We start from the raw sequence: 26,117 nt of genomic DNA, 5'->3' as shown, positions 1-26,117 counted from the left end.
GGATTTCTCTCTTGCCCTTCGCCATTCCCCCGTGAGTCAAAGCAAAGTATCCGGGTGCGTTTTTGCTTTAATGCTTCCGCCCCAAAAAAATTTGGCGGAAACTTCCCTGACACTTGACAACTCATACTCGATCCGCAATTTGTGTGTTGTTCACGAACTGCAACAGACTACCACAAACTTTTGCGGTTGGGGATCGCTGCGATCGCGCTTTTCACCAAATCTTCATCAAATTTTCTCAAAACCCTCTATCATAAAACCCTTTAGTTCCAGTGCTTACAGCCGTTTCAGTCTTTACGGAAAAATTTACAAAAATTTACAAAAATTTAGTGTATTTTGTGGGCTGCCGAATGGCTAGTCTTAAAAAAGCTGTTTGTCAACTGTTATGGGAATAAACTAAAAATTAGAAGAAATCGATTTGGCGGACTTATGGATTATCGAGAAGCAGGTGTGGATGTTGAGGCGGGCAGAGCTTTTGTCTCGCGCATCGGGAGTATGGTCAAGAGCACGCACCGATCGGGAGTTTTGGGCGGATTCGGCGGGTTTAGCGGGTTTTTCAGCGTCCCGGAGGGTTTAAAAGAGCCGGTGATGGTTTCGGGGACGGACGGCGTTGGGACTAAGTTGAAATTGGCCCACAATCTCGATCGGCACGACACCGTAGGTATCGACTTGGTGGCGATGTGCGTCAACGACGTGCTGACATCCGGGGCCGAACCCCTCTTTTTTCTCGATTATTTGGCCACGGGAAAGTTAAATCCCGAACAATTAGCTGCGGTGGTGGCCGGCATTGCTGACGGTTGCAAGCAAGCGGGCTGTGCTTTGCTCGGAGGGGAAACGGCAGAAATGCCCGGTTTTTACCAAGCGGGTGAGTACGATTTGGCGGGGTTTTGTGTGGGTATTGTGGAAAAGAGCAAATTGTTGGACGGTTCGCGGGTGCAGGTGGGAGATGTGGCTGTGGGGCTGGCAAGTTCGGGCGTGCACAGCAACGGTTTTAGTTTGGTGAGAAAAATTGCGGGCGATCTCGGTTTTGATTGGCATTCTCAACCAGAAAAATTGGGCGGCAAAAGTTTAGGCGAAGTCCTCCTAACTCCGACTAAAATTTATGTGAAACCAGTCCTCGAAGCAATTAAGAGCGGTTTAGAAATTCACGGCATGGCTCACATTACGGGCGGCGGTTTGCCGGAAAATTTGCCCCGCTGTTTGGGAGTTAATCAATCTGTGAAAATTGACAGCAATAGCTGGCAAAATTTGCCAATTTTCCAGTGGATTGCTGAAGCGGGCCAAGTTGCTACAGCAGATATGTTCAATACTTTTAATATGGGGATTGGGTTTGTGCTGTTGCTTGATTCCAGGGAAGTAGAACAGGCTGTTAAATGGTTTGAGTCTCAGGGAATTGGTGCTTGGGCGATCGGGGAAGTAATTGAGGGGAAAGGAGAATTGATAATGGGTAACGGGTAATGGGTAATTAGTAAGAAGCAATCGCCGAGGTGAAGATTGCTTAGCTTTGTTCTATGCACTAACAGACAATCTCAACCTGCCTTCATCTGTGTATATCTGCGGTTAAATTTATAATTTTGAAAGTAACCGCAGAGGACGCAGAGGAGATAGAGAAAAAGGAATTCACAACAGATGACTGGTTGCTACAATTTTTAATGAAATTGAAAAAAGCTATTGTGCTTTTAAATACGGTATAATTCAAAATTACTTCCGTGAATTAATATAAAAGCTTTCGCCAAACGTTTAAATTAATTGAAGATCTATACTATTTATTACATCGACTATGAAATGAAGGATTGTTAATTGTTGAAGGGAGAAACGATCACAAACCAAGGTAATGTTTGTATCACAGTTTAAATAAAAAATAGCTTATTAGGCTTGTACCTGACTCAAATTTTCCAAAAAGTCCTGCACAACTAGATCCGGTTGTTCGCTGCATCGGGTAGGATCGTAATGTTTGACAAGACAGATGCCCGAATCTCTCAAAAGTTGATCGCACATTTCATCTTCTGTTGCGTTTGGATGGGATGATGCACGGTCAATTTTCAGTATCCCTAGCTTGTTTTGGTGGAAGATCAGAAAGTCAGCTTGTTGGTTTTGTCTCCCTGCGGGTGTTGCGAGTCGCAGTTGGGAGTTGGGGATGAAGAGAGTGGAAGTGCGATCGAGTATTTCGGCAATTTTCACTTGTGCGTCGGAGTGAAAGCGAAAACCATTCCAGTTAATTTCGTTTTCTGAGCCAGGCTGAGTTTCCTGATTTTGTTCATCTTCAATATCTGTGAATTCTTCAGATGATGCTGTGTTGTCATCCGGTGCGATCGATCCTTTGTAGTCAGCTTGAGACAAATCTGTTTCAATGAAGTTAGCAACTACTCTAGCTCCATTTAAGTTCGCACCACTTAGATTTGCACCGCTGAGGTTAACTTCGATCGTCAAATTTCGCTGTAAATTCACTTTGTGTCGTCGCGTGTATCGCTTTAAGACTGACTGAATATTATCTTTTTTGACTTTCTCTCCAAAGGCTTCAGATAGTTGTTTCCAGAGCTTAGCACCAGCATCTTTGATATAATCTGAGTCATAGCCTGCGCTTTTAGCAATTTCTATATAAGACAGTCCATCCCAAGATTGCCGAAACACTAGCTCTTGAACTTTATTGAGACTTTCGTAGTCTAGTACACTTTCTACAAGTGTTATTGCTTCCTCAACTGTCATTTGTTAAACTCCCTAAACAATGAAACGTTCATGTTGGCGTAACAGTTAGCGACACCCCTATAGATGAAATCCATCGTCAGATATAGATTTTACTGCAATTAGTCAAGAATATTACTTTTTTATTACTTTTTTATTACTTTTTTATTACTTTTCCCACTGTTAAAGCTCATATAGATTCGTTATGGTGTTAATAATTTAAACGAGGAAAGTTCCATGATTGCTGTAGTTGACCCAATTAGTCTCATGGTTATTGGTTCTGTTGTTGGAGCTATAGCTGGTGGTGTGCGGGGTGCGGCAAAAGACACTAAAGATCCTGTTAAAGGAGCTTTGAAAGGAGCTGCAACAGGTGCTATTATTGGGGGTACTTGCGGATTAGCAGGTCAGCAGCCTCCCAAGCAGTCCTAGATATAGTCTTTGGGATTGCGTTAAATACTTGTAGCTAATCACACTATGGAGGTTTTATGATCGCGATAATTGACCCTATTACCGCTACTATAGTCCTCTCTGCCATAGCAGGAGCAGTAGTTGGACAGAAAGGCAAGAACATTATTGATGGATTAGGTGCAGCTAACACTGCTACTAATTTTGAAAAAGGGGTGGAATCTTTAGAAAGAGAAAGCACTAAAGATCGGTAAAATCATTGATTGATTATGTTAGAATTCCCAATTATTTGATTGGGGATTCTGTATTCTATATTGAAAATTTTTAACAATAAAGATAATTGCGATCGCTAGTGCGATCGCTCAACCCTTAACTACCTCCAAACCCGTATCTTTAGCTACTTGTTGGGCTACAATTTCCTCCAAAGTAGCGACTCTCTCCCACTCAGACTCTATTGGCTCAAACTGACAGTAGCAAAGGATGATTTCATCCCAATCGCAGTCTTCGCCAACAGCAGGATAGCACTGTACTTTTGCGACTAACCAGTCGCTTTGGCGGTGGTAAATTTCTCCGTCTAGGAAACGTTTAGACTCTCCCAAGCGATCGCCTATTTTGGGGATAGTTCGGTTTCTGGAATAGTCCATCTCTTCGTGCAGCAAGTAAGTACCCGAACCTATTGCGTCGAGCCTTTTTTCCCATCCAGTCTGAGCACCGTCAGTGCGGTAAATCTTCAGTGTTGGCTTGCTTTTAAGCGAGTTAATCTTGGTGGTCATACCACAACTCCTGAAAGTAAATCTCTTCTCCTACAAACTCGCAGTCTACCTTCAAAACAGGATCGTTATTAGGAATAAATCTCTGGTAATCCCAGCCGTATTTTTTAGCCATTTCCGCGCATTTATCTGGATCGGTCGCCGGTTTTGTAAATCGCTTTTTCTTGGAAGGGTCAGTTTCGGACATTTTACCACCCTGGAATTGAACGCCGCAGCTTAATTATACCGCCTTTTCTTTAGACGATCGCAACTGTCTAGTATTAAATAAAATTAAATGAGTGAAACAAAAAAGAGCGATCGCCCTGCGGCAAACACGCCAAATAGTTACGATCGCCCTTCTTTTTCTCAGTATTCTCTGACAGAGGGCGATCGAGCTTTTTGAAGTGCGATCGCTCCCACGTCATTTACCACATAAACAGTTCTTCGTCAACATAAACATATTTACCCAAAACCCTCAGCGGCATCATCTCCCCACTGCCAAGTACATCAATTGAAACCCCATCTCTAATCAATATTTTAAACAATTCCCCCTCATCTTTGATCGAACTAGCATCTAATTCAATAACTTGACCTTCCTCCCTCATTACCTCCAACAAATCAGAAGTAGATACCCGAATAATTTCTTCATTATTACACCGCGCAGTCAAGCAATTGCCGTAACTGCCCGTAGCTTCAATATCAGATATTGCCCATTGCTTTAACAGATAATTTTTGTCTAAATACTCAAGAATTTTTGCAACTCTCAATTCCAGTTTTTCTTCGGCTTCGCAGCAAAGAGTCACAGCCCATTTTTGACCGATATTAGAAGTAATAGCCAACTTTTCACATTCCATAATGCTTCCGGGATTCTACTTCTAGTAGAACTTCACTCTTCAGACTCAGACTCAAAATCCACGCGATCGTAAATATCACCTAACAAAATCTCAAACTCCACGCAACTCAATCTCAACAACGCATCAGCACCATCATACTCAGACAAAACCCACTTATTATCATCCGTCTTAACAAACTGTTCAACGTGCATCTCGTATTGATCTATCAAAACATACTCCCTCAAACTAGGAATCGTGCGAAAAAGTTTAAACTTGCCACCTCTGTCATAATCCGCCGTCGATTCCGATAAAACCTCAGCCACCATCACCGCATTAGTAATCGTATCTTTCCTACCCTCAGCAAACTCCAACTTACCCGCCACCAACATCACATCAGGATAAGTACAAACTTGCTTCTGCGGTATCCACAAGCGCAAATCGTTTATAAATACTCGGTATGGTTGTCCTTTGGTGGCAAAATTTAATGTTCCATAAAAATTGCCAGCGATTTGATTGTGATTCGGTGTTCCGCCTGTCATAGGAATTATCTTGCCATCCTGATATTCGCTTCTAAATTTTGCCCCCTCTTCCAGCATTAAATACTCTTCGGGAGAGTAATAAATCTGTACTTTTTCCTCAACTTTGTCCTCAGCTAATTCTTCGCGGATTTCTGTCAATGCCGTCATAGTAAATCCTCATTTGCTCCTACTCACAATTATAGCCGCATCATCCACAAATCGAAACTACTGCTCACAAGCCCCAATCTTTCGTCTCAATTAGATTCCCCTCAAACTCAAAACCCCGGTTCAAACCATCAAAATACTTCTCAATATTAGGCTTAATCCACAGCGCTGCTTCCCCGTGTCCCAACTCCACAGATCGATCGACTACCTCATACCAAATTGTCAAATCAACTCCCGCCGCTTGCACCGCCTTCAAACAATCCCAAACAAAATTTGGCACCGATACCGGCGACACCGCATACCTCAACAATTCCTCAGCACCTTCTGGCAAAATAATCAGATTGCTGGCAACTACGATCGTACCTATATCTTCTTCCCTTTCCCCTTGCCAATTCACTTCGCCATTTAAAACATAACCCCAAGGTTCAAGAAAATTGTCGATAAGATACTGCAACCATTCGACATAATCATAAAACTTTTCTACGCCGCTCCACTGAATCCCCCCGCCGTCAGCAGTAGGAATCCAGTTACACCACAATCCGGGCTGAGTCTTCGGCGGGCGGTTGTAATCGACAACGGAAACTTCCGAATCTTCATCCCATTTTTCATTCACAAAATAGCAGCCTTCTTCGCCCACAGGCAAACCAACTGCTTCTCTTGCCGAATCGGGAATACTTTGCAAAATAGCAGGATTTCGCTTCATCCGTCTAGTCCGAGAAAACTCCAATAAGTAAATAGCTTCGCTGTCTAATAACCGTTTGTTTAAATGAAATATTCCGTCAAATGTTGTAGTGTATCCCATGATTTCGACCTATTTATAAATGTAGGGTGTCGAAGTCCAACTCAGAAGAAAGTTTATTGTTTGTGGAACGGGCTTCTAGCCCCTTGCTGACATTGGTGCAAAATGTGATTTTCATATATTTCACTATTCTGAAGAACGGGCAAGATGCCCGTTCCACAAGAATATTGAGTCTTTGGGGAACGCCTTCCAACCCTACTTAGTCTTGTCCAAACTCCGCGACTCCAACCAAATAGGAATTGCAATCCAAGCAACTGCTAACAGCAAAGCAAATACCGCAAATTGAGCAGCCCAAGCTACCAATTTCTCTAAAGACACAACTTGTCCCAAGAAGTAGGATAAACTCACCATTACAGATGCCCAGCTTGCAGCACCCAGAACATTGAACAGCGAAAATTTCCAAAAAGGCATTTCGGCAATACCCGCTAGGGGGCTGGCAAAAATTCGCAGCAGTGCGATGAAACGACCCAAAAATACGGCTTTAGCTGCATTTTTGCTAAACTGTTCTTTTAAGTCAAACAGTTGTTCTTCTCGAAAGCGGAAAAATTGTCCCAGCTTCAGCAGGAGTGGCCAGCCGCCGTACCTGCCGATCGCATAACCCAAATTTCCCCCCACAGTCGCACCCGCGATCGCACTGCCGAGCACAAACCAGTAATTCAGTTCCCCACTGCCAGCTAAAAACCCGCCAGCAATCGTAATAGTCTCGCCTGGAAGAGGAACTCCCAGATTTTCCAGCAAAATTCCCAGAAATACTGCCCAGTAGCCGTAATCGCGCGCAAACTGCTGAATAGTCTCTAACGATAAAAACTCAAAAGACATTCGATACTGCCTTCGTAAACTTTTGCAAAGCTCAATACATTTATATATTGGCTCGATTCAGCCAATAGTGCAATCTTTCGCTGTGATGAAAAACACACTGTTGTCGCGATCGCTGGCCCAACTAAAAATTAGCCTTTCAGGCATACTAGAGGAATAGAGAATTGTTGCAGTTGCGTTCCGCGCGATCGCCAGCCAGTTTCCTACTAAATTTATCACAACGGCTCTCCCCACCGATTCCCACAAGGGCGATCGCCCATCCTAAAACATACGCGGAAATCCCCTGAGTCTCTCAAGAGAGTCAGCAACTAAACTAACTTATTCATACTTTACGATCGTAGGATAACTGCTATGGAATTTCCCAACTTCAACCAACCCATCGTCCTTCAACCTCACAACTGCCTCGACTCCCAAGCCGGCAGCCTCCTCCAGCAACAGCTAGCCGAGATTGTGCCCGATCGCCACAAACTCTGGGTAATAGACATGGCCGCCGTAGATTTCATCGACAGTTCCGGGCTGTGTGCCTTAGTCGGCGGACTCAACGCCGCCCGCCACCGGGGATGCCGCCTCGTCATCTGCAACCTCTCAGCAACAGTCAGGCTAATATTTGAAATTACTCAACTCGACCAACTCTTTGAAATCTTCGACAGTTTCGAGCAAGTTATCTCCACTGAAACTCCGGCTTTAGTGGCTTGATTAAAATTAGCTGCCCAATTCAAATCTCAAGTTTCCAAGAGACTTCCAGCAACCGCAGAGCTAATTTCAATATCATAAATAGGTTGATTTGTCAAGCAATACCAATGACAAACAAATAAATCCGGCACTTGAACGCCGACAGAAGCGATCGCAGGTGCAGCCGGAAAAGGCCAAAGTCGATCGAAACAAATCCTTTCCCCTACGAACCCGAACTGCATCAAATAAGTCGCCGGCGGCGCATTTAAAAGATTTAGCAAGCCGTAAGCCAACTCATACAACTGCTGTCGCCAAACATCCGACAAATGCACCGGTTGAGAGTAACTCAAATCGCCAGACTGCTTAGAAGGTTCCCCACCAATCACCTCAGCATACAGTGGGCCCTTTGCCGTCAACACCACAGGCAGCCAAAAATTGCCACCACCGACGGGAAAAAGCAACTCCTGGGACACTCGATCGCGCGCCGCCGAAACATTGCTACAAAATCGAAACACATCTTGAGCAGGAAAAACCAGAGTTTCGGGTACATCCAGCGTCAAAGGACAAAAGATCGCCCCACCCGGAGCGATCGCGCCAGAATGGAGTTCAGAAACCCCACAGATATTGACTTCAGTTAAAGGATCAGATTGAGCGATCGCCGCCTTGAGACTTGCGGCCGAATCTTTCTCACCACCCGCCACAATCAAAACCTTAGACATTGCCAAAGCTCGGCATTTGAATTCCCCGATCGTCCTCAGCATCGACGCTCGGCAGATCCAAGCCCTTAGCCTTGCGGCTCCGCACCGCGAGACGGTAAGTTACGCTTTGCAACTCAGTGTGCAACTGGCGGTTTTCCTTTTGCAATTGCTCCAACTTTTCCTTAATCGGATCGAGCCGCTCGGCAAACTTCTGGCGGTAAACCCCCGGCAATTCCTGAACCACCTGTTCTAGCATCCGAGAGCGATCCGTCAATTCTTGCACCGACTGTCGCAGTTGGTAAACCTCAGCATCCCGCTCTGCGATTTGTTCCTGATAAAAACTCACCTGTTCTTCAACAGCTTGGAGTTGTTCCCGCATTGCCTGCATTTGAGCTTGGTGGCGATCGGAAACTTCCGGCGCTGGCACAAAATTAGAATTGCCCTTCACCAGCCGGAAAAGTTCTTGAGACAACTGCTGCACCAATTGGTCGCGCATTTGCAGCTCTTCGGTGAGACGAGATACCTCTGATTGCAATTCTTTTGAGCTTACAAGTTTAGTTTGATTCATAAAAATGCTCCTCGGTAAGTGGGAAAATCAGAGGCTTGAGCCCTGAGAGGTAAATAACACGGGTGGTTTCAATATATTCGACGGAGTTTATCCTGAGCGAAGACGAAGGGCGAGCGTGACCACCGCCTTGAATCCGCTTTCCCCTCCGGCGAGGGGTAGAGGGGTATAATTACCCCTCTGTGGAGATATGGTTATCTCCGGCTCCCTTTCGGGGTAATGTTCGCTTCGCCAATGTTATAAGAGCTTGTTAAGCTTGCAGCACTGCCTCAGTGACCTTAAGGCTGTTTAACTACAAGCGACAGATCGGAAAACTAGCGTCGCATTCAAGGAGTGTCATGACCCAAATAACGTAGACTTCTAAAGTCTTAGGCTGGTCAGTACAGCTTGCTCAATCAGTCGGGACCAAGCTCAGTCCCTTTAGGGCTGGGTTACTGACAATGACTCTCAGCTTTTACGATTAGATCTAGTATATATCTGCTATTTAGAATATCTTTCCATTACCACAGAGGCAAGAGGCACTTGGCAATTTTTGAGCTGGTTGCGAGAGTTTGATGCTCGTTCTTTACCACAACCGAGGCGAGGGATCAACCGTTCGAGAGATCAACGCTCAACTCCAATCTCATTAATCACAGCCGAAAGCACTTTGCCAGCTTCGTCCACGGTGCTGCCAAAACAGATAATGCCGTCCTCGTGACCGGCCATGGCCAGAATTTTGCGATCGGCCAAATTCTCCTCCTCAAAAAGTCTAAACATTTCTAAGGCCATCTGGGGAGTGCCGTAAGGTATTTCTTTTCTAGTAGTAGGAATCTTAAACAGCAGTTGCTGCCATAGCTTAGGATTGTGGACGTGAATAATCCCGCCCACCTCCTCTGTCTGAAGGTACAGGGCCCCGTGAGTCAGGGACTCCGACGAAGCTTGTACGGGGCCCCGGCAGCCGAGGAAATTTTGTTCTAAGTTAAATTCGGTAACAGTACAGTAAAATTCTGGTCCCAGAGTTTTCAAGTGTGCAGTCTGGGTTCCCGAAATCACGAATTGGCCTGAATTGCCGAGTCTGACGCTGACGTTGCCAAACCCTATGCCATTTTCGTAGACGCCAATTAATCCCCAAGCGTGGAGCCGATCGCGCCAGTCCATCAAATCTGCTATGTTCCGGGCAGCTACAGGGTCTGCTTCTTCCCAGTCACAGCGGTACTTAACGACTCCTTCATCCATTTTTTTGTTTGATCAGACACGACTCTGACACGACAGACATGGCCCAAGCTGAGACTTAATCGAAGTTATCAAGAAGTTGTCAAACAGCTTTTTTTGCCTGCTGCCTTATGTCTCGGTGCATAAGTGCCTTAACTAATCTACATTCCAGTGTCGCCGTAATTAGCGACCGACATTAGCAAAAAGTAAGCTAGGAAAGAAGAACCAATTATTTCCAAAATCATGATTTAGCCTCTCGGTTATTACAAAAGTTCAATGTGAAAATGTACCCTTTCAGTCGGGGAGTTTGATTCTAGGCTTTTGCCCGATCGAGTTTCTGATGTGAAACTACATAACATCCCTGAATCGCTTATTGTTCTATACTACAGCATTTCTACTGAGTTTACTTCTAACTTAAGAAATATTTAAGGATAAAGTACCCTTAATCCGGTAAGTCCGGTAAAAAGCAACCGTAGATTTACTTATTTTTTATAATTGTACATATATTTAAGCAAAAAGCAAGCGGAACACAAAAATTTTTTTTTTAGCCAGTCTGGGACGAACTGGCACAATCTTCGGCTGCTCTACGTTAGTCAACACCTATGTCGATCGAGCAATTTTTAGCTCCGGGGCATCCTACAACCTTAGAAACCGGGTTGAGCGTAATATCATGTCGGGTAAAATCACCGCAACGCCAGCTCGCGTCGGCGGGTTCACCAAAATCTGTAGTATTAGTATAAGTTATAGATCCCCTAAACCCGCGCCTACCTAGAGGGGGATAGTCGATCGACCGAACCTGATATAATCCTATTAACTGAGAGGTTGCACCATTCTCAATTAGTCTTTTATGAACAGGCAAGATGCCTGTTCCACAAGAAAATTTATATTTTGTGGAACAGGCATCTTGCCTGTTGCTGACAATGGTGCAAGATATCAGATTAAGAAAAAAACAAGCCGATCGAGCAGTGAGGGCCCGATCGGCTAAATTTTTCTGTGAAGCGCGATCGCCCCAGCCCTTTAAATGTGGAAGTGATACAAGATGCTGCCGTCGTCTTTAATTTCGCAATTGGCATTAAAGACTTCAGCTTGTTGGTTCAAAAAACGCTGAGCCACATCCGGCGACAGCCGCGTCTCCATCGCAAACCGCACCAGAGTGATTTCGCCCCGGCCTTCTTTGATCAGTCGGTACAAAGCACTTTGGAGCCTTTCGCTCTCTTCTCGTTGAAAAGCTGCTTTGTACCTCCAATCCGCCACCGAAGGAATCAAACCGCGGCTGACCAAAATCGCCAACAGCAAGCCAATTCCCAAAATCAGAGGCACTGTCGGATCGCTCGTGGGCGTCGCCACAATTTGTGGCACTGTAGCAGCGGCCAAACTGCTAACCATTTCTTTTTCCGACGCTTGCGTATCCGCCATTGCAAGCTGAGTTTTGTTGTAAAAGTCTTGCTGAAGCTTCATTTGCTGCAACAGGCGAGCGCGCTCTCTTTCGTATTGGTCGAGTTTTTGCTGAGCTTGTTTCAGGTCTTGAGTGACTTGTGCCAAGCGTTGGTTGAGCGACTGATTGACTGATTGCCACCGATATCTGTTAATCAGGCGGCTTTTTTCAACCATGCCCTTCATCAACATATCCGCCGTTTGGATTGCTTGCTGCTGATCGAGCGAGCGATACCCAACCACAATTTCTAGGGGTTGTTCCGCCTTAGAAATCTTGACACTAGCATTTTGTCGAACTTGCTGGGGCGAGAGCTTAACTGCATCTGCCACTGCTTTGACAACATTATCTGCTAGGAGAACCTCCGGGGTGAGTTGCTCTCCCTGCTTGAGAATTGTCGTGCCCGTGGTCGAAAATTTGACTGGCGGATTATTAGAAGTGAGAGTGCCTTGAGCCATGAATCCGGGGGGCGGGGCGAGGCGGTAGGCCAGGGCGCCTGAAATACCCATAATTACAGCAAAACTGCCTAGGGCAATCCATCTGTATTGATTTGCTGAAGATCTAAAACGTAAATTTCCCATTTTGATAGTCAAGTCATAACATTCGCTTGCCGCAGCTACTGCCAAACGCCAGAGCGATCGTTTCTTTCTGGTTAGTCCAATTGACTGCTGAAAATTTTCTCAGTTTGTACCTAAAAGCTATTAGCTTTTGAGAGTTGTCAATATTCATGAGTCCAAAAAACCGATCGCGCTTTTATTTGATCCGAGCTATAACTTCAGTTTTTGTCCTTAATAATTAATCTGTAACAAGGCTTCTGGAAGTCTACTGGCCTCAGACTAGCACTCAGGCGTGCGAGAGCCTCGCCTCCCCGTGTTTGTTGACATTCAAAACTGTCTCCTTTTCACCCTTGGCAATCCTCCAATTATCTTACGTCTTGGCGTCTTGCGGACGCGGTTGAAGAATAAAAAAAACCTTAAATACTGTGCCTAAAAACTTAACAAGCAAGAATTATACCATGCAGTTAAGAGTTTGCTGCATATTAAAAAAAATTGTGGATCGGGGCGGGAGACCCGATCCACATATTCACATAACAATTATGGTTCGATCGGTTGATGGTTCGATCGAGCTCACAAGGGCAAATGTTCAGAAGCCGATCGGCAAAATAAGACCCTCGCGGGCCATGACAGCCTTCGGAAAAGCGATTTGCACATCTTCGGCGATGCGATCGAGAAAATCGTCAGTATGAGCCGGATCATGGTGAAAAATCACCACTCGTTTCACCCGCGCCTCCTTAGCCATTCTCACCGCTTCCTGCCAAGTCGAGTGTCCCCAACCCACCTTCGGAGACTTGGGGTTGTGATATTCCTCGTCTGTGTACATCGCATCGTAAATCAGCACATCAGCGTCGAGGGCTAAATTGTAGACATTCTCATCTAGCCGATCGGGAAAATGTTCGGTATCCGAACAATAAACCACAGATCGTCCCTGCCAAGTCACCCGATATCCCATAGCAGTATTGGGGTGATTCAGAGAACCCGTCCTAATCTCAATATCGTCCAGCATCATCGTCTGGTTGTGATTGAGTTCGTAGAAATTCAAATCTGCCTGCAAACCCATCAGCGGTATCGGCGAATTCGAGTGGAGCACCCGTTCGACGAAGTGCCTTTTCATGCAATCTCCATCCGGCGGAGTTGCCCCGTAAATATCAAAGCTATTGCCGCGGATGAAAGCTGGGGCGAACAGCGGGAACCCTTGAATGTGATCCCAGTGATAGTGAGTAAAAAACATATAAGCTTGCACGGGCATTTCTTGCACCAACTGGTCTCCCAGCATCCGCAAGCCTGTTCCGCCGTCAAAAATCAAGCGTTTGCCAGCGACTCGCATTTCCAAGCAAGAAGTATTGCCGCCGTAGCGAACAGTTTCCTGTCCGGGTGTCGGAACACTGCCCCGCACGCCCCAGAACTGTACTACAAAATCATCTATACCTTTTATTGATTCGGAGGGTTGAGGGCAATCAACGGGAGTTGCCGCTACTGAGGACAAGCTGATTTCCATTTTAAAATTCAGGCTTTAAGGTTCCACATTGTCCGTGATGGCGCAGCAGATGATCGCACAACACTAAAGCTACCATCGCTTCCACCATTGGCACAGCTCTTGGCAAAACACAAGGGTCATGCCGTCCCTTGGCAGCCAGCAGCGTTTCTTCGCCTTCTCGGGTAACTGTGCGCTGCTGCTGGCGAATTGTCGCAGTCGGCTTGAATGCCGCCCGCAAAATGATATTTTCGCCGTTAGCAATGCCACCCTGAATTCCGCCAGAGCGATTCGTTACTGTACGAATTACACCCTTATCATCAGTATAGTATTCATCATTATGTTCGCTGCCCTTGAGCAGAGTCCCGGCAAACCCGGAACCAATTTCAAAGCCTTTGCTGGCGGGCAAGGACATGATGGCTTTGGCCAAGTCGGCTTCGAGTTTGTCGAATACGGGCATTCCCAGCCCTTTGGGTACGTTGCGGGCGACGCATTCGACTACACCGCCGATCGAATCTCCACTGTCGCGAACTTTTTCGATCAGTTCAATCATCCTTTCGGCACATTCGGCATCTGGACAGCGGACGATATTGCTTTCTACTTGTTCTAAGGTAACAGTGTCCGGGTCGGCTACACATTCTAAGTCAAAAATGCGTTTGACGTAGCCGACTATTTCGACTCCTGCTGCTTGTTTGAGAATTTTTTTAGCGATCGCCCCTGCTGCTACTCTACCTATAGTTTCCCTCGCCGAACTTCTGCCTCCGCCTTCCCAGTTACGAATTCCGTATTTTGCGTCGTAGGTAGCATCAGCGTGAGAAGGGCGGTAGGTTGTCGCCATTTCTGCGTAGTCTTGGGGGCGAGTATTTTGATTGCGGACTAAAATTGCGATCGGCGTTCCCAGAGTTTTGCCTTCAAACACCCCCGACAGAATTTCGCAGGTATCTGCTTCTTTGCGGGGCGTAGTAATTTTGCTTTGGCCAGGGCGGCGGCGATCGAGTTCGGCTTGAATTTCCGATGCGTCGATCGACACCAGGGGCGGGCAACCGTCAATTACTACTCCGACACCGCCGCCGTGAGATTCCCCAAATGTCGAGATCCGAAATAAATGCCCAAAGGTATTGCCCATTATGCTTTGCCCTGAAACTTGATAATTTTTAGCTTAAGTGGAATAGAGATTTACTGTATTTATGAAAAATATACCATTGACCAGTAGGCGACAGGCGATCGCCCCACAGCATCACTCCCTTCCCACCCCTAGAAGAATATCTACCAGGGAGAGAGGGAGAGACAGAGAATAGGAGATCTCTGGAAACACACTTAAATTCATCCGTGTATCCGTGTCCGAATCCGTGTTGTGCCTTCCTTCTTCTTTAGTCTTCGTGTTCTTCAAAAGGATCTCTCAATTCCTTAGCGGGAGGGCCGAAAGCCGTGTAGATTGAGAAACCGGTGATAGCCACCAGACACACGCCCAGTGAAATGCCAAGAACTGCTGCAGGTTCCATATTTTTGATCGATTATGAGTGCTCCACTCTATAATATTACAAAAAATAACAATCCGTCTGAAAGTCTCGTGATTTTAGGCGCTGTACGCTATGGCAGCCAACCCCCACTCCCCGTTTTGCGAGTCCCCCGGCAGCATTTCTGAGAAATTGCGATCGCAATTAGCGGTAGAAATATGTCAAACTTTTCTGTAGAGATTCATTGCAGGTGACTTATGGCACAACGGACTTGGTTAGGAGATATACTCAAACCCCTTAACTCGGAATACGGCAAGGTAGCCCCCGGCTGGGGAACCACGCTATTGATGAGCGTTTTCATTGGACTGTTTTTCGTGTTCTTGTTGATTATTTTGCAAATCTACAACTCTTCTCTGATTCTGGAGAGTGTGGATATGGATTGGTCGAGTCTCGGCCGCTAAAAATTGATCGCAAAACAGTAAGGCTAAAAGTAAAAGCTGAGGGTTGAGGAGAAAGGGTAAAAGCTAAGTTTTCCCGTTTTTCCTTACCCTTTCCGATTACTTTTGCCATAAATAAACAAGAAGTAACTAAACAAATTGCAGGAGAAAAACCATGAATATTTTTGGCATTGGTTTGCCGGAAATGGCCGTTATTTTTACGATCGCCCTATTGGTGTTTGGTCCGAAAAAATTACCTGAAATCGGCCGGAGTATGGGGAAGGCAATTCGGGGCTTTCAAGACGCTTCGCGGGATTTTGAGTCGGAATTCACGCGGGAAGCTAAGCAGTTAGAAGAAGCAGTAGCAACTAGCCGCAAACCGGAAACTGAAAAACTCACGGCGGCTACTCCCAAGGAAGATAGCACAGACATTTAAATGAACAACACTCAGAAGTCGGAAACACCAGCGGAGTTAGTGATTCCCCAGCTAATAGTTGGCTTGGGAAATCCCGAACCTAAATACGATCGCACCCGACACAACATAGGCTTTAATGCTGTCGATGCCTTGGCTAAATCTTGGCAGATTTCGCTGTCGGAAAATCGCAAATTTCAAGGCATATTTGGCGAGGGAAACCGGCCGCGGGGACAGAAAATCCGTTTGCTGAAACCGCTTACTTACATGAATCTGTCGGGTCAAGCGATTCGGGCGGCGACGGATTGGTACAAAATACCTGCGGAGTCGGTATTAATAGTATACGATGATATGGATTTGCCGATCGGGAAATTGAGAATGCGTCTTGCCGGTTCGGCCGGCGGACACAACGGCATGAAATCGACAATTTCTCATTTGGGTACAGACAAATTTCCCCGCTTGCGGATTGGCATCGGCAAACCTCAAAACGATGCTGCTAAAAATGAGAAAGATACGATTTCCTTCGTTTTAGGAAAATTTTCCTCAGAGGAAAGTCAGTTAGTAGAGAAAGTGCTTAAACTGGTTGTAGAAGCTGTGGAACTAAGCCTGCACCAAGGAGTAGAAAAAGCCATGAGCCTTTACAATAGTCGCACAATTGCAGAAACAAACGCGGAAACAAAAAGGTGAGTTCGAGACGTTTGCCTGAAACAACTGCATATGTCCGGGTTACTGGCCAATCTTGGCAAAAAGGCACGATTGAGGGTGAAGTGACTGCCGGCAATTTTGAGTGGCAGTTTCAGTGGCGTTTCACGTCAGAAAAAACACTGATACTTGAGCCTTCTCAGGGTAGGGCATTGATTCAGGAACCGCTGCACCGTTTTCTGGAAAAATGGGATTATCAATTAGAACCAGGTGGCGATTATTCGTTTACGGTTCGGGCTGAGTTTTAAAATCTTGGTAATGGGAAATGGGGAAAAGGCAATGGGGAATAAAAACTTCCTCTAGTAAAATATCCCGATGCCAGTCATTCTTTAATTAATTATGGGGAATTGCTGTAATGGGAAATTGCGAAACGGTAATCGGGAAGGCAAACTTTCTCTAGTAGTATCTCCCGATTCCAGTAATTCTTTAATTAAAGCAGGTGGCGTCCCTTCTCGGTAAGGCCCGCAATAATACATTGTCAAAACAGCTTTGTAAGCCCAGTGATTGGAAGGTACATCGGTAAAAGGATTTGGCAGGGTTTCAGCCCGATTCTGCACGCAAGCATTGAGAATTTGTTCTCGCATTGACTGCACTTGACCTAAAGAATTATTGGGCTTTATTGGTGCAGGATTTTGCGCCTGTGCGGGAGATGAACAACAGGCACTAACTAGCAGTATAATTGTGGAAACGATTCTGAGTTTAAGCATCTAATTTCCTCTTGTGCGACAATATATCCTAACTTCCACTGCATTCCCTGAAAACTATGCTGGGTCGTACCCTCCGCAATCATTATCAAATTATCAAATTCTTGGGGAAAGGCGGTTTTGGGCACACGTACCTAGCCAAAGATTTAGACTTACCCGGACATCCCCAGTGCGTTGTCAAACATCTTAAACCGCAAAACGCTGACCCTGACCTTTTGCTGATTGCCAGACGCTTATTCGACGCAGAAGCACAAACTCTGTATAAATTGGGTAAGCTACACGACCAAATCCCCAAGCTTTCCGCCCACTTCGAGGAAAATGGGGAATTTTATTTGGTGCAAGATTTTATCGCCGGACACGACCTTACGAAAGAACTGATTCCAGGTAAAAAATTAAGCGAATCATATACTATTAAATTATTGCACGATATCTTAGAAGTTTTAGCAATTGTTCATCAGCAAAAGGTGATTCATCGCGATCTTAAACCTGATAATTTAATGCGTCGCCAAGATGGTAAAATTATCTTGATTGATTTCGGGGCTGTCAAGGAAATTAGCGCAATGGTTGTTAATGCTCAAGGGCAAACTAGCTTAACTATTGCAATTGGTACTGCTGGTTATATGCCGAGCGAACAAGCGAAGGGCAAACCTAAACTGTGTAGCGATATTTATGCAGTGGGGATGATTGGGATTCAAGCATTGACTGGTCAACATCCTCATACCTTAGCAGAAGATCCGCAGACGGGAGAAGTTATTTGGCGAAATCGGGCGCAAGTTAGTAATAATTTAGCAAATGTGTTAGATAAAATGGTGCGCGACAATTTCAGTCAGCGTTATCAAAATGCAGAGGAAGCATTGCAAGCAATTTTATCTTTGTCGCGGTCTTTCCCGCCACCACCGCCACCACCACCGCCACCGACACGAACGGTGTATCAAAGTTTGGGGAACAAATCGCCTCAACCTGTAAAAGTATTGTCAAATTCCCTAAAAACAGTTCAATTTGAAACGGTGACAGTGAATTCAAAGGGGCAAATCATCAAGCGCAGCCAAAGTCAAGCACAGGTTTTTACAGAAACTATCGCCAATGGCGTTACTTTAGAAATGGTTTCTATCCCCAAAGGCAAATTCAAAATGGGTGCACCTGCAAGTGAAGCAGAAAGCGATGACTATGAAAGACCTCAACATCAGGTGACAATCAAACCGTTTCTGATGGGGAAATACCCGATTAATCAAGCACAGTGGGCAGCAGTAGCTAAATTGCCCAAAATTCAGTATTACCTTAAACCCGACCCTTCTCACTTCAAGGGTAAAAACCTGCCTGTAGAAAACGTTTCTTGGAATGATGCTGTTGAATTTTGTGTGAGATTGTCTCAGAAGACGGGTAGAAGCTATCGCCTTCCTAGTGAGGCGGAATGGGAATATGCTTGTCGGGCTGGGACAACTACTCCATTTCATTTTGGGGACACAGTTACCCCGGATTTAGTTAATTATCGTGGCAATAATTCCTACGGTTCTGCACCGAAGGGAATCTATCGTGAAACAACAACTGCTGTGGGTAGTTTTCCACCCAATAGCTTTGGACTTTATGATATGCACGGGAATGTCTGGGAATGGTGTCAAGATATTTACCACGATAATTATAACGGTGCGCCGAATGATGGAAGTGCCTGGGAAAGTGGTGGAGATAGTAATTACCCGGTGCTGCGTGGTGGCTCCTGGCTCAACTATGCGGTCAATTGCCGTAGTGCCAATCGTGGCTACAACTCGTCGGATCTCAGGTGGAGGAGCTGGGGTTTTCGCGTAGCGGTTGCTTCGGTTTCTTCGTCGTCCTAGTTTTCCCCGCGAGGACTCTTCTTTGCTATTTTGCCCTTTTGCTCTTTACTCTTTTTTCTTTTTCACTTTTTTGGTGACCTCTGGTGACTCGATTTTTTTTTGCACTCGTGGATGCACTCCCGACAAAGAAACCGGGTTTTTTACTTAATCTGTGGAGTACAGCGAAGGATATCCTCAAAAAACCCGGTTTCTGGGCACCTGTGCGTAAGTTCTGTTTGGGAAAATCACTGTCATTGTGTCAATGCTTTCTGTATAGACAAGTCTGCTGAAATAGTCTGGTTTATTTACGGAGGAGTTGGTGCTGATTTAGGATGGGTTCCAGCGTAGTAAACTATTTTTTTTTCAGATTCACCGCCGAACAGATTATAATTAGAAATATTGATTTTTCTCACGAATAGTCGCATAGGAGATTTACAAAATGAATAACCTATTAGCAGAAACTTTTGCCACCGTCTCTCAACTACCCGAAGCAGAACAAAATGCCATAGCATCCTTAATCTTACAAAAGATATCAGCACCCAGAGTCGCGCCTTTCCTCATTTCCCAATCAGACATTGAAACCCTAGAAAAATTATACATTTTCCGAGACAAAACAGAAGTTATTGAATTTATTAACAAATATCCGTTTTTACTTCCCGTTGTGCTAGAAGCACCCGTTCAGATTAGCAATTATTTTCCCGAACAAAAACTATTACTTCAAGTCATCAATGACCCCGAAATCCCTAACTATGTTCATCTGGTTCTCTCAATCATCTTGACAGACCTCGATCCCGATGAAGCAATGGATAGAGAAGACGAATTGCGTAAAAATTGGTCTAGGGAATTATCCCATGAAATTCGGGAGCATTTTTATACGATTTTGGAATATACTGATGAGTTTTGATTGGTCGCAATACCTAAATTTAGCAAAAGAACTTGCTGGTCAAGCAACTATTCCTGCTGAACAGGAGGCGCGATTGAGGGATGCTATCAGTCGTTCCTATTATGCTGCTTTTATCTTAGCGCGGAACTATTTGCGAGATAAACAAGGTCATTCCCTGCCAAAAACTAGCGATATTCACCGCTATGTTTGGCAAGAATTTGATATTAATCCTGACTCAAGATATCAATTAATCGCCGATAATTTAGCAGTGTTGCGCCGATATCGAAATCAAGCAGACTATGACGATAATTTTCCCTTATTATCTGCGATTGCTACTATTGCGCTCAAGCGTTCTCAAGAAATAATTTATAACCTAAATAATCTCTAAATATCAATTTAATCTGATAATGCTTTTTTGCTGGAGTCGGGTTTGTTGCTGGATAAGCCGGTGGAGTCATGGATCAAAATTTGGTGGATAAATCGGCTCAAACTCCAACGCTAAAAGTTGAAATAGCCTGGTTTATTTACGGAGGAGTTGGTGCTGATTTAGGATGGGTTCCCGCGTAATAAACAAGCACCTTGCGTTTGTGTTCATCCGGTACATAAAATACTCTGTCTGAACTTGTTACTTCATATTCCCACGCACCTTGATAAAGTTTGCCTTTTAACGGAAAAACTCTCCTCGGTTTTCTCACCATCGGGCTAGTACATAAATCTTGATAGCAGCGACGAGCATTTTCAGGGACACGTAACAATAAAGCTTCCCAATCCCGGTTAACCCGTCGGTTTTTTGCTACTACTAACCAGGGCGATTCAGGCAATTGCGCGATAATTTCGGCTGCATTTTCTTGAGTAGATAGGGATGTTCGGGGTGCTGTAAGTGCTTCTTCAGGCGGGATTACCAACTCGGAAAGCACGGGTACAGGTGCGGAAAGTTCTTCAGAGGAAACCCCGCTTTCTGAATCGTCTGGAGTGGGTGGAGTGTGCGTCATACCTGAGTCGATTCAGTAGTGCTTTCTATTTGAGGTGGTGTCAGCAAAACTTCGTCAATTTCATCGCTGAAAGCTGCTGCGAGTTCCGGGCTAGAAATTGCTTTAGCGCTTTCATGCCATTCATGAATTACAATCTCAATCTGATTCCACGCGCCCGATTCCGACTCAGCAAGTCGGTAAGCTTTTTCTAATTCAGCAATCAATTCGCTGAGTTCATCTGAGTCAAATGCTGTCAGCCAGTGATAGGGATTTTCTGAACTAATCGCTTCTCCCAATCGCAGCCGGTAAGCAGCGGCAGTCACTTCAAATACAGTCAAAGAAAGCGTCGCAGCTTTGACCCACAACGTCATCTCTTCCCGGCGCAGTAAAGCAAAATGCTGGTCGTTGCGAGTGATAGTGACAGGGTGCTCCATCGCCAAATCTAGAACTCGATTCGGTTGCTGGTTCAATTCTGTTGCGGTAATTAATTCATCGCCGTAAACAAAGCGCGAAGATTCACTTAGCATGGTTTTTGCGTCTGTATGAGTTCAGTATAACACAATTAACATCAATAATAAATGATTTGGGTTAGCGATAGCAAGGCTGATGCACTTAAAGAGCTATTCTGATAAGTTAAGGTTAGTGGCAAGTAAGGCAATGTACTTAATGCACCCAGTTGCGGAGCGATTTCAGTAAACGTAAATCTGACTTTATCAACCATAATTTACTGCTTTTTAATCTGATCAAGCCTTTGCTAAAACAGCAGCAGATTCAAAATAGTTGTAGGAGTTTGTGCTAGATAGTTTGCTTTAATTTTCTAGGAAAATTATGTGTGATTATTGGAGTAATTTCGATTGGATAAAATGCAGTAGTAAAAGTTTGTCAGCGTGAGGCAAATGCTTCAGGTGTGGTAGAAGTTCAGCAAGCTGCATAAAAATTTCCCAAGGTTGGTTGTAGAGTAGAGGAATCGGCGGTTGAAACCGCGTCTAGACAAACGATGTCCCTCTCTAAGAGACTAAAGAATAAAGGCTAAAAATTTGGGAAGAAGGACTAAAGTCCTGACTGCGAACCTTTTGAACGTTCGGACATCTGCCGCATTCCCACAGCCAATACGCTCAAAAACAACAGCCCGATCGCCCCAGCTAGCGGATTGCCGTTAACTCCTGTCACCCAGTCGGGAACAGATGCCGAATATCGCACTAACTGCCCGATGTTAATCATGTAATATCCCCAGACTAAACCTGCATGAAGCCCGATCGACAAACCGAGGCGATTTTGGCGCGATCGTTTTCCCCAAACCAGAATCAAACCCAGCAACAACAACCCCGGAAACTGCGGCCAACTCTCCAGCATTGCCGCGACAGGTTTGATAAAATGAGATAGGGCAAACACCAGGCTATTCACCCACAGAGATATTTTATAATTGTAATCCCGCTGCAACTCGTCCAGCAACCAACCACGGAATACCAACTCCTCCGCAAAACCGACTCCAAGGGCGCTTAACAGCCCTTCTGCGATGATTCTCGGCAAATTATCAGAATTTTGCCACGCGACTAAGCCGAACAGCCCTTGCACCGCAAATAAGCTGAAAGTGAGCAAAAGTCCGATCGCCAATCCGATTAAAAGCTCAAAACCGTTTTTTCGCGTATTGATTAAACCGTAACTTTTGAGTAATTGGGTTTGTCCGTAAACCTTTTTTCCCCAGATCCGCACCAAAAAGAGAAACTCTGTAAACAACAGCGCCATAGTGAGAATAGTTGCAAGGTTGCTATCTTTAACTAACAAGTAAATTGGTGCTGCTAGGGGCAACCAGATTGCTAGCAAAATTAATATAAAAATTATCACACGTAAAAGAAATGGATAACTGGCTATTATTTGGAGGCGGTTAATCATTGTTGTAAATGAGTTGAAATTGGGTAAATCGGCTTATTGGTCTGTCGGACTGTCCGACAGGGGTTAAAAACCCCTGTCTCATAGCGAAAGTCCTCTCAAAGAGGACTGAAATTTATCACAATCTAATTTAGGTTGGCAGTCGGTTTTAACTCACATCTTGCACCATTCTCAATTACTTGTTTAGGAACAGGCAAGATGCCTGTTCCACAAGAAGACTCATTCTTTGTGGAACGGGCATCTTGCCAGTTCTTGACAAGGGTGCAAGATATCAGTTTTAACCGACTTTTGCTATAAGACGGGGATTTAAATCCCCGGCGGGCTTGCGGGTGAATGCGAGAACTTTTGGCTGAGTCAGGCTTGAGTAAATCCGAGAGTTAGAATTTGGTAAATCCGAGAGTCAGGCTTGAGTAAATCCGAGAGTTAGAGTTGGATAAATCCGAGAGAATGTACAAAGCAGACGGAAAAAGCTAGAATGGCATCGTATCGGTTGAAACTTTAAATGAAGCAAAGCTATAACATAAGGTAACAATGACTGAAGCCTCGGATTTTTCAAATGTCGATCGCGAATTAGATGACACAATTTTAAGCTTCGCAGACATTCAGGCAGAACTCAACCTGCGCCACGCTAAAGATGCTCTGCGAGATATAGTAGAAAATCTCGACTTGACAGTTCAAGAGCGAACTGGACTGGAACCGGAAATTGGCGGGTTGGAGAAAATGCTCGACAAGCTAGAGCGCGCTTGCGTGCAAATAGCTGTGTTTGGGATGGTGGGAAGGGGAAAATCTTCGGTTTTGAACGCGCTGCTAGGTCAAAATGTGTTTGAAACTGGCCCGACTCACGGGGTGACTCGCACGACGACTATCGGGCAGTGGGATGTCGGAGAGGGAATTGATGAGAATTTGCCCGATGGCTTACGCCCCGCTACGCTACGACTTTCGCCAGTTATTTACCGTTTGTCGCAAGTAGAATTAATCGATACTCCGGGAATAGATGAAGTTGACGGCGAAACTCGCGAAATGTTGGCGCGTCGCGTTGCTCAACAAGCAGATTTGATTTTGTTTGTAGTTGCTGGCGACATTACAAAGGTGGAATACGCAGCACTTTCGCAGTTGCGGGAAGCCGGAAAACCGATGTTATTAGTGTTTAATAAAATTGACCAGTATCCTGATGCAGACAGGCTGGCAATTTATCATAAAATTCGAGACGATCGCGTGAGAGAATTGTTGTCTCCCGATGAAATTGTGATGGCGGCGGCTTCGCCTTTGACGGCGAGGGCGGTGCGCCGGCCCGACGGCAGTATGGGCGTGCAAATGACTCGCAGTTTGCCACAAGTGCAAGATTTAAAATTAAAGATTTTGGAGATTTTAGACCGAGAAGGCAAATCTTTGGTCGCGCTGAATACGATGCTCTGTGCGGGGGATATTAACGAGCATTTGGTGCAGCGAAAAATGGAAATTCGCGATGAGGCGGCTAATCGAATTATCTGGAACGCGGTAATGACTAAAGCTGTGGCGATCGCACTTAATCCAATTACTGTAGTTGATATTCTTAGCGGTGCGGTAATTGATGTGGTGATGATATTAACTTTATCTAAAGTTTACGGCATTGCGATGACGGAAGCGGGCGCGGTGGAATTGCTGCAAAAGATTGCGATTAGTATGGGGGGAATTACTGCGGGCGAATTGCTGGCTAATTTTGGTTTGAGCTCGTTGAAAGGATTGTTGGGTTTGGCGACGCCGGCGACGGGGGGTTTGGCTTTAGGGCCTTATTTGTCTGTGGCGGTGACGCAAGCTGCGATCGCGGGGGTTTCTTCCTATGGTATCGGTCAAGTTACTAAGGCTTATTTGGCTAATGGTGCTTCTTGGGGAGATGATGGGCCAAAGGCTGTTGTGAGCAAGATTTTGTCTTCTTTGGATGAGGATTCTATTTTAAATCGGATTAAGGAAGAGTTGCGGGCTAAGTTGGATTTGGGAAGTGTGGAAAAACAGAAATTGCAGTGAGAAGAAGGAAGGCACGACACTGATTTTGACACGGATACACAGATTAATTATCGACAGTGAGTAGTTATTTGTTATTTGTGAGGAACTACCAATAACCAATGCCCAATGCCCAATGCCCAATGCCCGATGCCCAATGCCCGATGCCCGATGCCCGATGCCCGATGCCCAATTCCTAATATTATGTTACTAACCATCTCTACAACTCGCGTACCTGCTACAGATTTGGGTTATTTGCTGCACAAACATCCCGATCGCCATCAATCCTTTCCGATGACTTTCGGGCAAGCCAGCGTGTTTTATCCAGAGGCAAATGCAGAAAGGTGCACGGCGGCTTTACTCTTAGATGTCGATCCGGTTGCTTTGGTGCGGGGCAAGTCGAAATCCGGCGATCGCCCTCTCGAACAATACGTGAACGATCGCCCCTACGTTGCCTCTTCTTTTCTGTCTGTCGCCCTCGCCAAAGTCTTTAGTACAGCTCTATCCGGTCGCTGCAAAGACCGCCCAGAACTCGCAGAAACAGCTATTCCTTTGACAGTTAATCTGTCGGTTTTGCCCTGTCGCGGTGGCGAGAAGTTCCTGCGGCAAATGTTTGAGCCGCTGGGCTATCAAGTCGCAGCAAAACCGCTGATTCTTGACGAGCAATTTCCCGATTGGGGTGCGAGTCCTTACTTTTCTGTGGAACTGCAAAATACAGTTCCTTTGGCGGATTTGTTAAGCCATCTTTACGTGCTAATTCCCGTGTTGGATGACGACAAACATTATTGGGTGGGCGATGATGAAATCGAGAAGTTATTGCATCACGGCGAAGGTTGGTTGAACGCGCATCCCGCCCGCGAACAAATTGCCAACCGCTATCTGAAACGCCAGCGCCGTCTGACGCGAATTGCTGTGGCACAGTTAGCAGAAGAAGATAATATTGACCCTGAGTATCTCGAAGTTTCTCATCAGCAAGAAGAGGAAGTTTTAGAACAGCGAATTAGCTTGAATCAAGAGCGTTTGGAAGCTGTGACGGAGGTTTTAAGGCAAAGTGGTGCTAAGCGAGTGGTAGATTTGGGCTGCGGTGAGGGAAAACTGCTGAAATTGCTTTTGAAAGAAAGCTCGATCGAACAAATTACAGGCGTCGATGTGTCCTTTCGGGCATTGGAAATTGCCAGGGAACGTTTGCAAATCGATCGATTGTCTCCCGCACAGCAATCTCGCATTCAACTAATTCAAAGGTAAGGATTCAGGTCTGAAATTCGGGAATGAGGTCAGGCATAGGAAAGTAGTCACAAGAATGGGCAGAAAGAGCCT

Annotated in this window: 32 protein-coding genes; 13 read left to right on the top strand and 19 right to left on the bottom strand. The window is 45.3% G+C overall.

What is annotated here, in order from left to right:
* Positions 1-426: 426 nt before the first annotated feature.
* Entirely contained in the window at positions 427-1,455 is a 1,029-nt protein-coding gene (gene purM / locus QT990_RS25735; protein ID WP_333410001.1) for a phosphoribosylformylglycinamidine cyclo-ligase, read from the top strand.
* Positions 1,456-1,866: 411 nt separating this feature from the next.
* On the opposite strand, the gene QT990_RS25730 is transcribed toward purM, so the two are convergent.
* A complete protein-coding gene (locus tag QT990_RS25730) occupies positions 1,867-2,703 on the bottom strand; it encodes a pentapeptide repeat-containing protein (RefSeq protein WP_333465914.1) in 837 nt (278 codons plus the stop codon).
* Positions 2,704-2,916: 213 nt separating this feature from the next.
* Between QT990_RS25730 and QT990_RS25725 the strand changes: the two genes are divergently transcribed.
* The gene (locus tag QT990_RS25725; RefSeq protein ID WP_333322203.1) at positions 2,917-3,108 is read left to right on the top strand and encodes a hypothetical protein; all 192 of its coding nucleotides are present in this window, start codon (positions 2,917-2,919) and stop codon (positions 3,106-3,108) included.
* Positions 3,109-3,164: 56 nt separating this feature from the next.
* The gene (locus QT990_RS25720; protein WP_333322205.1) at positions 3,165-3,338 is read left to right on the top strand and encodes a hypothetical protein; all 174 of its coding nucleotides are present in this window, start codon (positions 3,165-3,167) and stop codon (positions 3,336-3,338) included.
* A 108-nt stretch (positions 3,339-3,446) separates the two neighbouring features.
* On the opposite strand, the gene QT990_RS25715 is transcribed toward QT990_RS25720, so the two are convergent.
* The 7 genes from QT990_RS25715 to QT990_RS25685 form a co-directional block, all read right to left on the bottom strand.
* On the bottom strand, positions 3,447-3,857 hold the full coding sequence (locus tag QT990_RS25715; protein WP_333465913.1) for a hypothetical protein: 411 nt from the start codon (positions 3,855-3,857) through the stop codon (positions 3,447-3,449).
* Positions 3,841-4,041 carry a hypothetical protein gene (locus tag QT990_RS25710; RefSeq protein ID WP_333465912.1) on the bottom strand — a complete coding sequence of 67 codons (201 nt, stop codon included), beginning with the start codon at positions 4,039-4,041 and terminating at the stop codon, positions 3,841-3,843. Before QT990_RS25710 ends, QT990_RS25715 begins: the two co-directional genes overlap by 17 nt.
* 217 nt (positions 4,042-4,258) lie before the next feature.
* Positions 4,259-4,687 carry a hypothetical protein gene (locus tag QT990_RS25705; protein WP_333465911.1) on the bottom strand — a complete coding sequence of 143 codons (429 nt, stop codon included), beginning with the start codon at positions 4,685-4,687 and terminating at the stop codon, positions 4,259-4,261.
* A gap of 32 nt (positions 4,688-4,719) precedes the next feature.
* On the bottom strand, positions 4,720-5,352 hold the full coding sequence (locus tag QT990_RS25700; protein ID WP_333465910.1) for a Uma2 family endonuclease: 633 nt from the start codon (positions 5,350-5,352) through the stop codon (positions 4,720-4,722).
* Positions 5,353-5,416: 64 nt separating this feature from the next.
* The gene (locus QT990_RS25695; protein WP_333465909.1) at positions 5,417-6,151 is read right to left on the bottom strand and encodes a hypothetical protein; all 735 of its coding nucleotides are present in this window, start codon (positions 6,149-6,151) and stop codon (positions 5,417-5,419) included.
* A 192-nt stretch (positions 6,152-6,343) separates the two neighbouring features.
* Entirely contained in the window at positions 6,344-6,967 is a 624-nt protein-coding gene (locus QT990_RS25690; protein WP_333104443.1) for a DedA family protein, read from the bottom strand.
* Between the two features lie 57 nt (positions 6,968-7,024).
* Positions 7,025-7,183, bottom strand: a complete 159-nt coding sequence (locus QT990_RS25685) for a hypothetical protein (RefSeq protein WP_333198814.1) — start codon at positions 7,181-7,183, stop codon at positions 7,025-7,027.
* 132 nt (positions 7,184-7,315) lie between these two features.
* Here QT990_RS25685 and QT990_RS25680 point away from each other — a divergent pair, with 132 nt between their 5' ends.
* Entirely contained in the window at positions 7,316-7,660 is a 345-nt protein-coding gene (locus QT990_RS25680; RefSeq protein ID WP_333141903.1) for an STAS domain-containing protein, read from the top strand.
* Positions 7,661-7,686: 26 nt separating this feature from the next.
* On the opposite strand, the gene QT990_RS25675 is transcribed toward QT990_RS25680, so the two are convergent.
* The 7 genes from QT990_RS25675 to psbN form a co-directional block, all read right to left on the bottom strand.
* Entirely contained in the window at positions 7,687-8,355 is a 669-nt protein-coding gene (locus QT990_RS25675; RefSeq protein WP_333465908.1) for a hypothetical protein, read from the bottom strand.
* Entirely contained in the window at positions 8,348-8,902 is a 555-nt protein-coding gene (locus tag QT990_RS25670) for an Npun_F5560 family protein (protein ID WP_333141905.1), read from the bottom strand. Before QT990_RS25670 ends, QT990_RS25675 begins: the two co-directional genes overlap by 8 nt.
* Before the next feature lie 600 nt (positions 8,903-9,502).
* Positions 9,503-10,114 carry a class II aldolase/adducin family protein gene (locus tag QT990_RS25665; protein WP_333465907.1) on the bottom strand — a complete coding sequence of 204 codons (612 nt, stop codon included), beginning with the start codon at positions 10,112-10,114 and terminating at the stop codon, positions 9,503-9,505.
* Between the two features lie 993 nt (positions 10,115-11,107).
* Positions 11,108-12,031: a hypothetical protein gene (locus QT990_RS25660; RefSeq protein ID WP_333141907.1), complete on the bottom strand. Its 924-nt coding sequence runs from the start codon at positions 12,029-12,031 to the stop codon at positions 11,108-11,110.
* A gap of 634 nt (positions 12,032-12,665) precedes the next feature.
* The gene (locus tag QT990_RS25655; RefSeq protein ID WP_333141908.1) at positions 12,666-13,577 is read right to left on the bottom strand and encodes an MBL fold metallo-hydrolase; all 912 of its coding nucleotides are present in this window, start codon (positions 13,575-13,577) and stop codon (positions 12,666-12,668) included.
* 1 nt (position 13,578) lies between these two features.
* The gene (aroC, locus tag QT990_RS25650) at positions 13,579-14,679 is read right to left on the bottom strand and encodes a chorismate synthase (RefSeq protein WP_333141909.1); all 1,101 of its coding nucleotides are present in this window, start codon (positions 14,677-14,679) and stop codon (positions 13,579-13,581) included.
* Between the two features lie 244 nt (positions 14,680-14,923).
* Positions 14,924-15,055: a photosystem II reaction center protein PsbN gene (gene psbN / locus QT990_RS25645; protein WP_190742515.1), complete on the bottom strand. Its 132-nt coding sequence runs from the start codon at positions 15,053-15,055 to the stop codon at positions 14,924-14,926.
* 212 nt (positions 15,056-15,267) lie between these two features.
* On the opposite strand from psbN, the gene psbH reads away from it, so the two are divergent.
* The 4 genes from psbH to QT990_RS25625 all read left to right on the top strand — a co-directional run bounded on the left by psbH (position 15,268) and on the right by QT990_RS25625 (position 16,809).
* Entirely contained in the window at positions 15,268-15,471 is a 204-nt protein-coding gene (gene psbH, locus QT990_RS25640) for a photosystem II reaction center phosphoprotein PsbH (protein WP_015176007.1), read from the top strand.
* A 151-nt stretch (positions 15,472-15,622) separates the two neighbouring features.
* The gene (locus QT990_RS25635) at positions 15,623-15,883 is read left to right on the top strand and encodes a TatA/E family twin arginine-targeting protein translocase (RefSeq protein WP_333141910.1); all 261 of its coding nucleotides are present in this window, start codon (positions 15,623-15,625) and stop codon (positions 15,881-15,883) included.
* Positions 15,884-16,546 (top strand): aminoacyl-tRNA hydrolase, encoded by a 663-nt coding sequence (pth, locus tag QT990_RS25630; protein ID WP_015176009.1) that lies wholly within the window; start codon positions 15,884-15,886, stop codon positions 16,544-16,546.
* The gene (locus tag QT990_RS25625; protein ID WP_332958583.1) at positions 16,543-16,809 is read left to right on the top strand and encodes a DUF3146 family protein; all 267 of its coding nucleotides are present in this window, start codon (positions 16,543-16,545) and stop codon (positions 16,807-16,809) included. Before pth ends, QT990_RS25625 begins: the two co-directional genes overlap by 4 nt.
* Positions 16,810-16,890: 81 nt before the next feature.
* Here the strand turns inward: QT990_RS25625 and QT990_RS25620 are convergent, their stop codons facing one another.
* Positions 16,891-17,268 carry an S-layer protein gene (locus QT990_RS25620; RefSeq protein ID WP_333141911.1) on the bottom strand — a complete coding sequence of 126 codons (378 nt, stop codon included), beginning with the start codon at positions 17,266-17,268 and terminating at the stop codon, positions 16,891-16,893.
* A gap of 56 nt (positions 17,269-17,324) precedes the next feature.
* Between QT990_RS25620 and QT990_RS25615 the strand changes: the two genes are divergently transcribed.
* The 3 genes from QT990_RS25615 (at position 17,325) to QT990_RS25605 (ending at position 20,347) form a co-directional block, all read left to right on the top strand.
* A complete protein-coding gene (locus tag QT990_RS25615; RefSeq protein WP_333141912.1) occupies positions 17,325-19,097 on the top strand; it encodes a bifunctional serine/threonine-protein kinase/formylglycine-generating enzyme family protein in 1,773 nt (590 codons plus the stop codon).
* A gap of 418 nt (positions 19,098-19,515) precedes the next feature.
* Positions 19,516-19,980: a hypothetical protein gene (locus tag QT990_RS25610; RefSeq protein WP_333141913.1), complete on the top strand. Its 465-nt coding sequence runs from the start codon at positions 19,516-19,518 to the stop codon at positions 19,978-19,980.
* A complete protein-coding gene (locus QT990_RS25605; RefSeq protein WP_333141914.1) occupies positions 19,970-20,347 on the top strand; it encodes a HEPN domain-containing protein in 378 nt (125 codons plus the stop codon). Before QT990_RS25610 ends, QT990_RS25605 begins: the two co-directional genes overlap by 11 nt.
* A gap of 136 nt (positions 20,348-20,483) precedes the next feature.
* On the opposite strand, the gene QT990_RS25600 is transcribed toward QT990_RS25605, so the two are convergent.
* From QT990_RS25600 to QT990_RS25590, 3 genes are all read right to left on the bottom strand, one after another.
* Entirely contained in the window at positions 20,484-20,951 is a 468-nt protein-coding gene (locus tag QT990_RS25600) for a hypothetical protein (protein ID WP_333141915.1), read from the bottom strand.
* Entirely contained in the window at positions 20,948-21,457 is a 510-nt protein-coding gene (locus tag QT990_RS25595; protein ID WP_333141916.1) for a hypothetical protein, read from the bottom strand. The genes QT990_RS25600 and QT990_RS25595 overlap by 4 nt, the downstream gene beginning before the upstream one ends.
* A 523-nt stretch (positions 21,458-21,980) precedes the next feature.
* Positions 21,981-22,823 carry a type II CAAX endopeptidase family protein gene (locus tag QT990_RS25590; RefSeq protein ID WP_333141917.1) on the bottom strand — a complete coding sequence of 281 codons (843 nt, stop codon included), beginning with the start codon at positions 22,821-22,823 and terminating at the stop codon, positions 21,981-21,983.
* A 528-nt stretch (positions 22,824-23,351) separates the two neighbouring features.
* Between QT990_RS25590 and QT990_RS25585 the strand changes: the two genes are divergently transcribed.
* On the top strand, positions 23,352-24,824 hold the full coding sequence (locus QT990_RS25585; RefSeq protein WP_333141918.1) for a GTP-binding protein: 1,473 nt from the start codon (positions 23,352-23,354) through the stop codon (positions 24,822-24,824).
* 105 nt (positions 24,825-24,929) lie between these two features.
* A complete protein-coding gene (locus QT990_RS25580; protein WP_333465906.1) occupies positions 24,930-26,045 on the top strand; it encodes a 3' terminal RNA ribose 2'-O-methyltransferase Hen1 in 1,116 nt (371 codons plus the stop codon).
* Positions 26,046-26,117: the final 72 nt, after the last annotated feature.

Source organism: Microcoleus sp. T3_B1 (genome assembly GCF_036700445.1).
Taxonomy (GTDB): domain Bacteria; phylum Cyanobacteriota; class Cyanobacteriia; order Cyanobacteriales; family Microcoleaceae; genus Microcoleus.
Note: the sequence above shows the minus strand (reverse complement) of the source record. Positions and strands in the feature narration are given on the sequence as shown.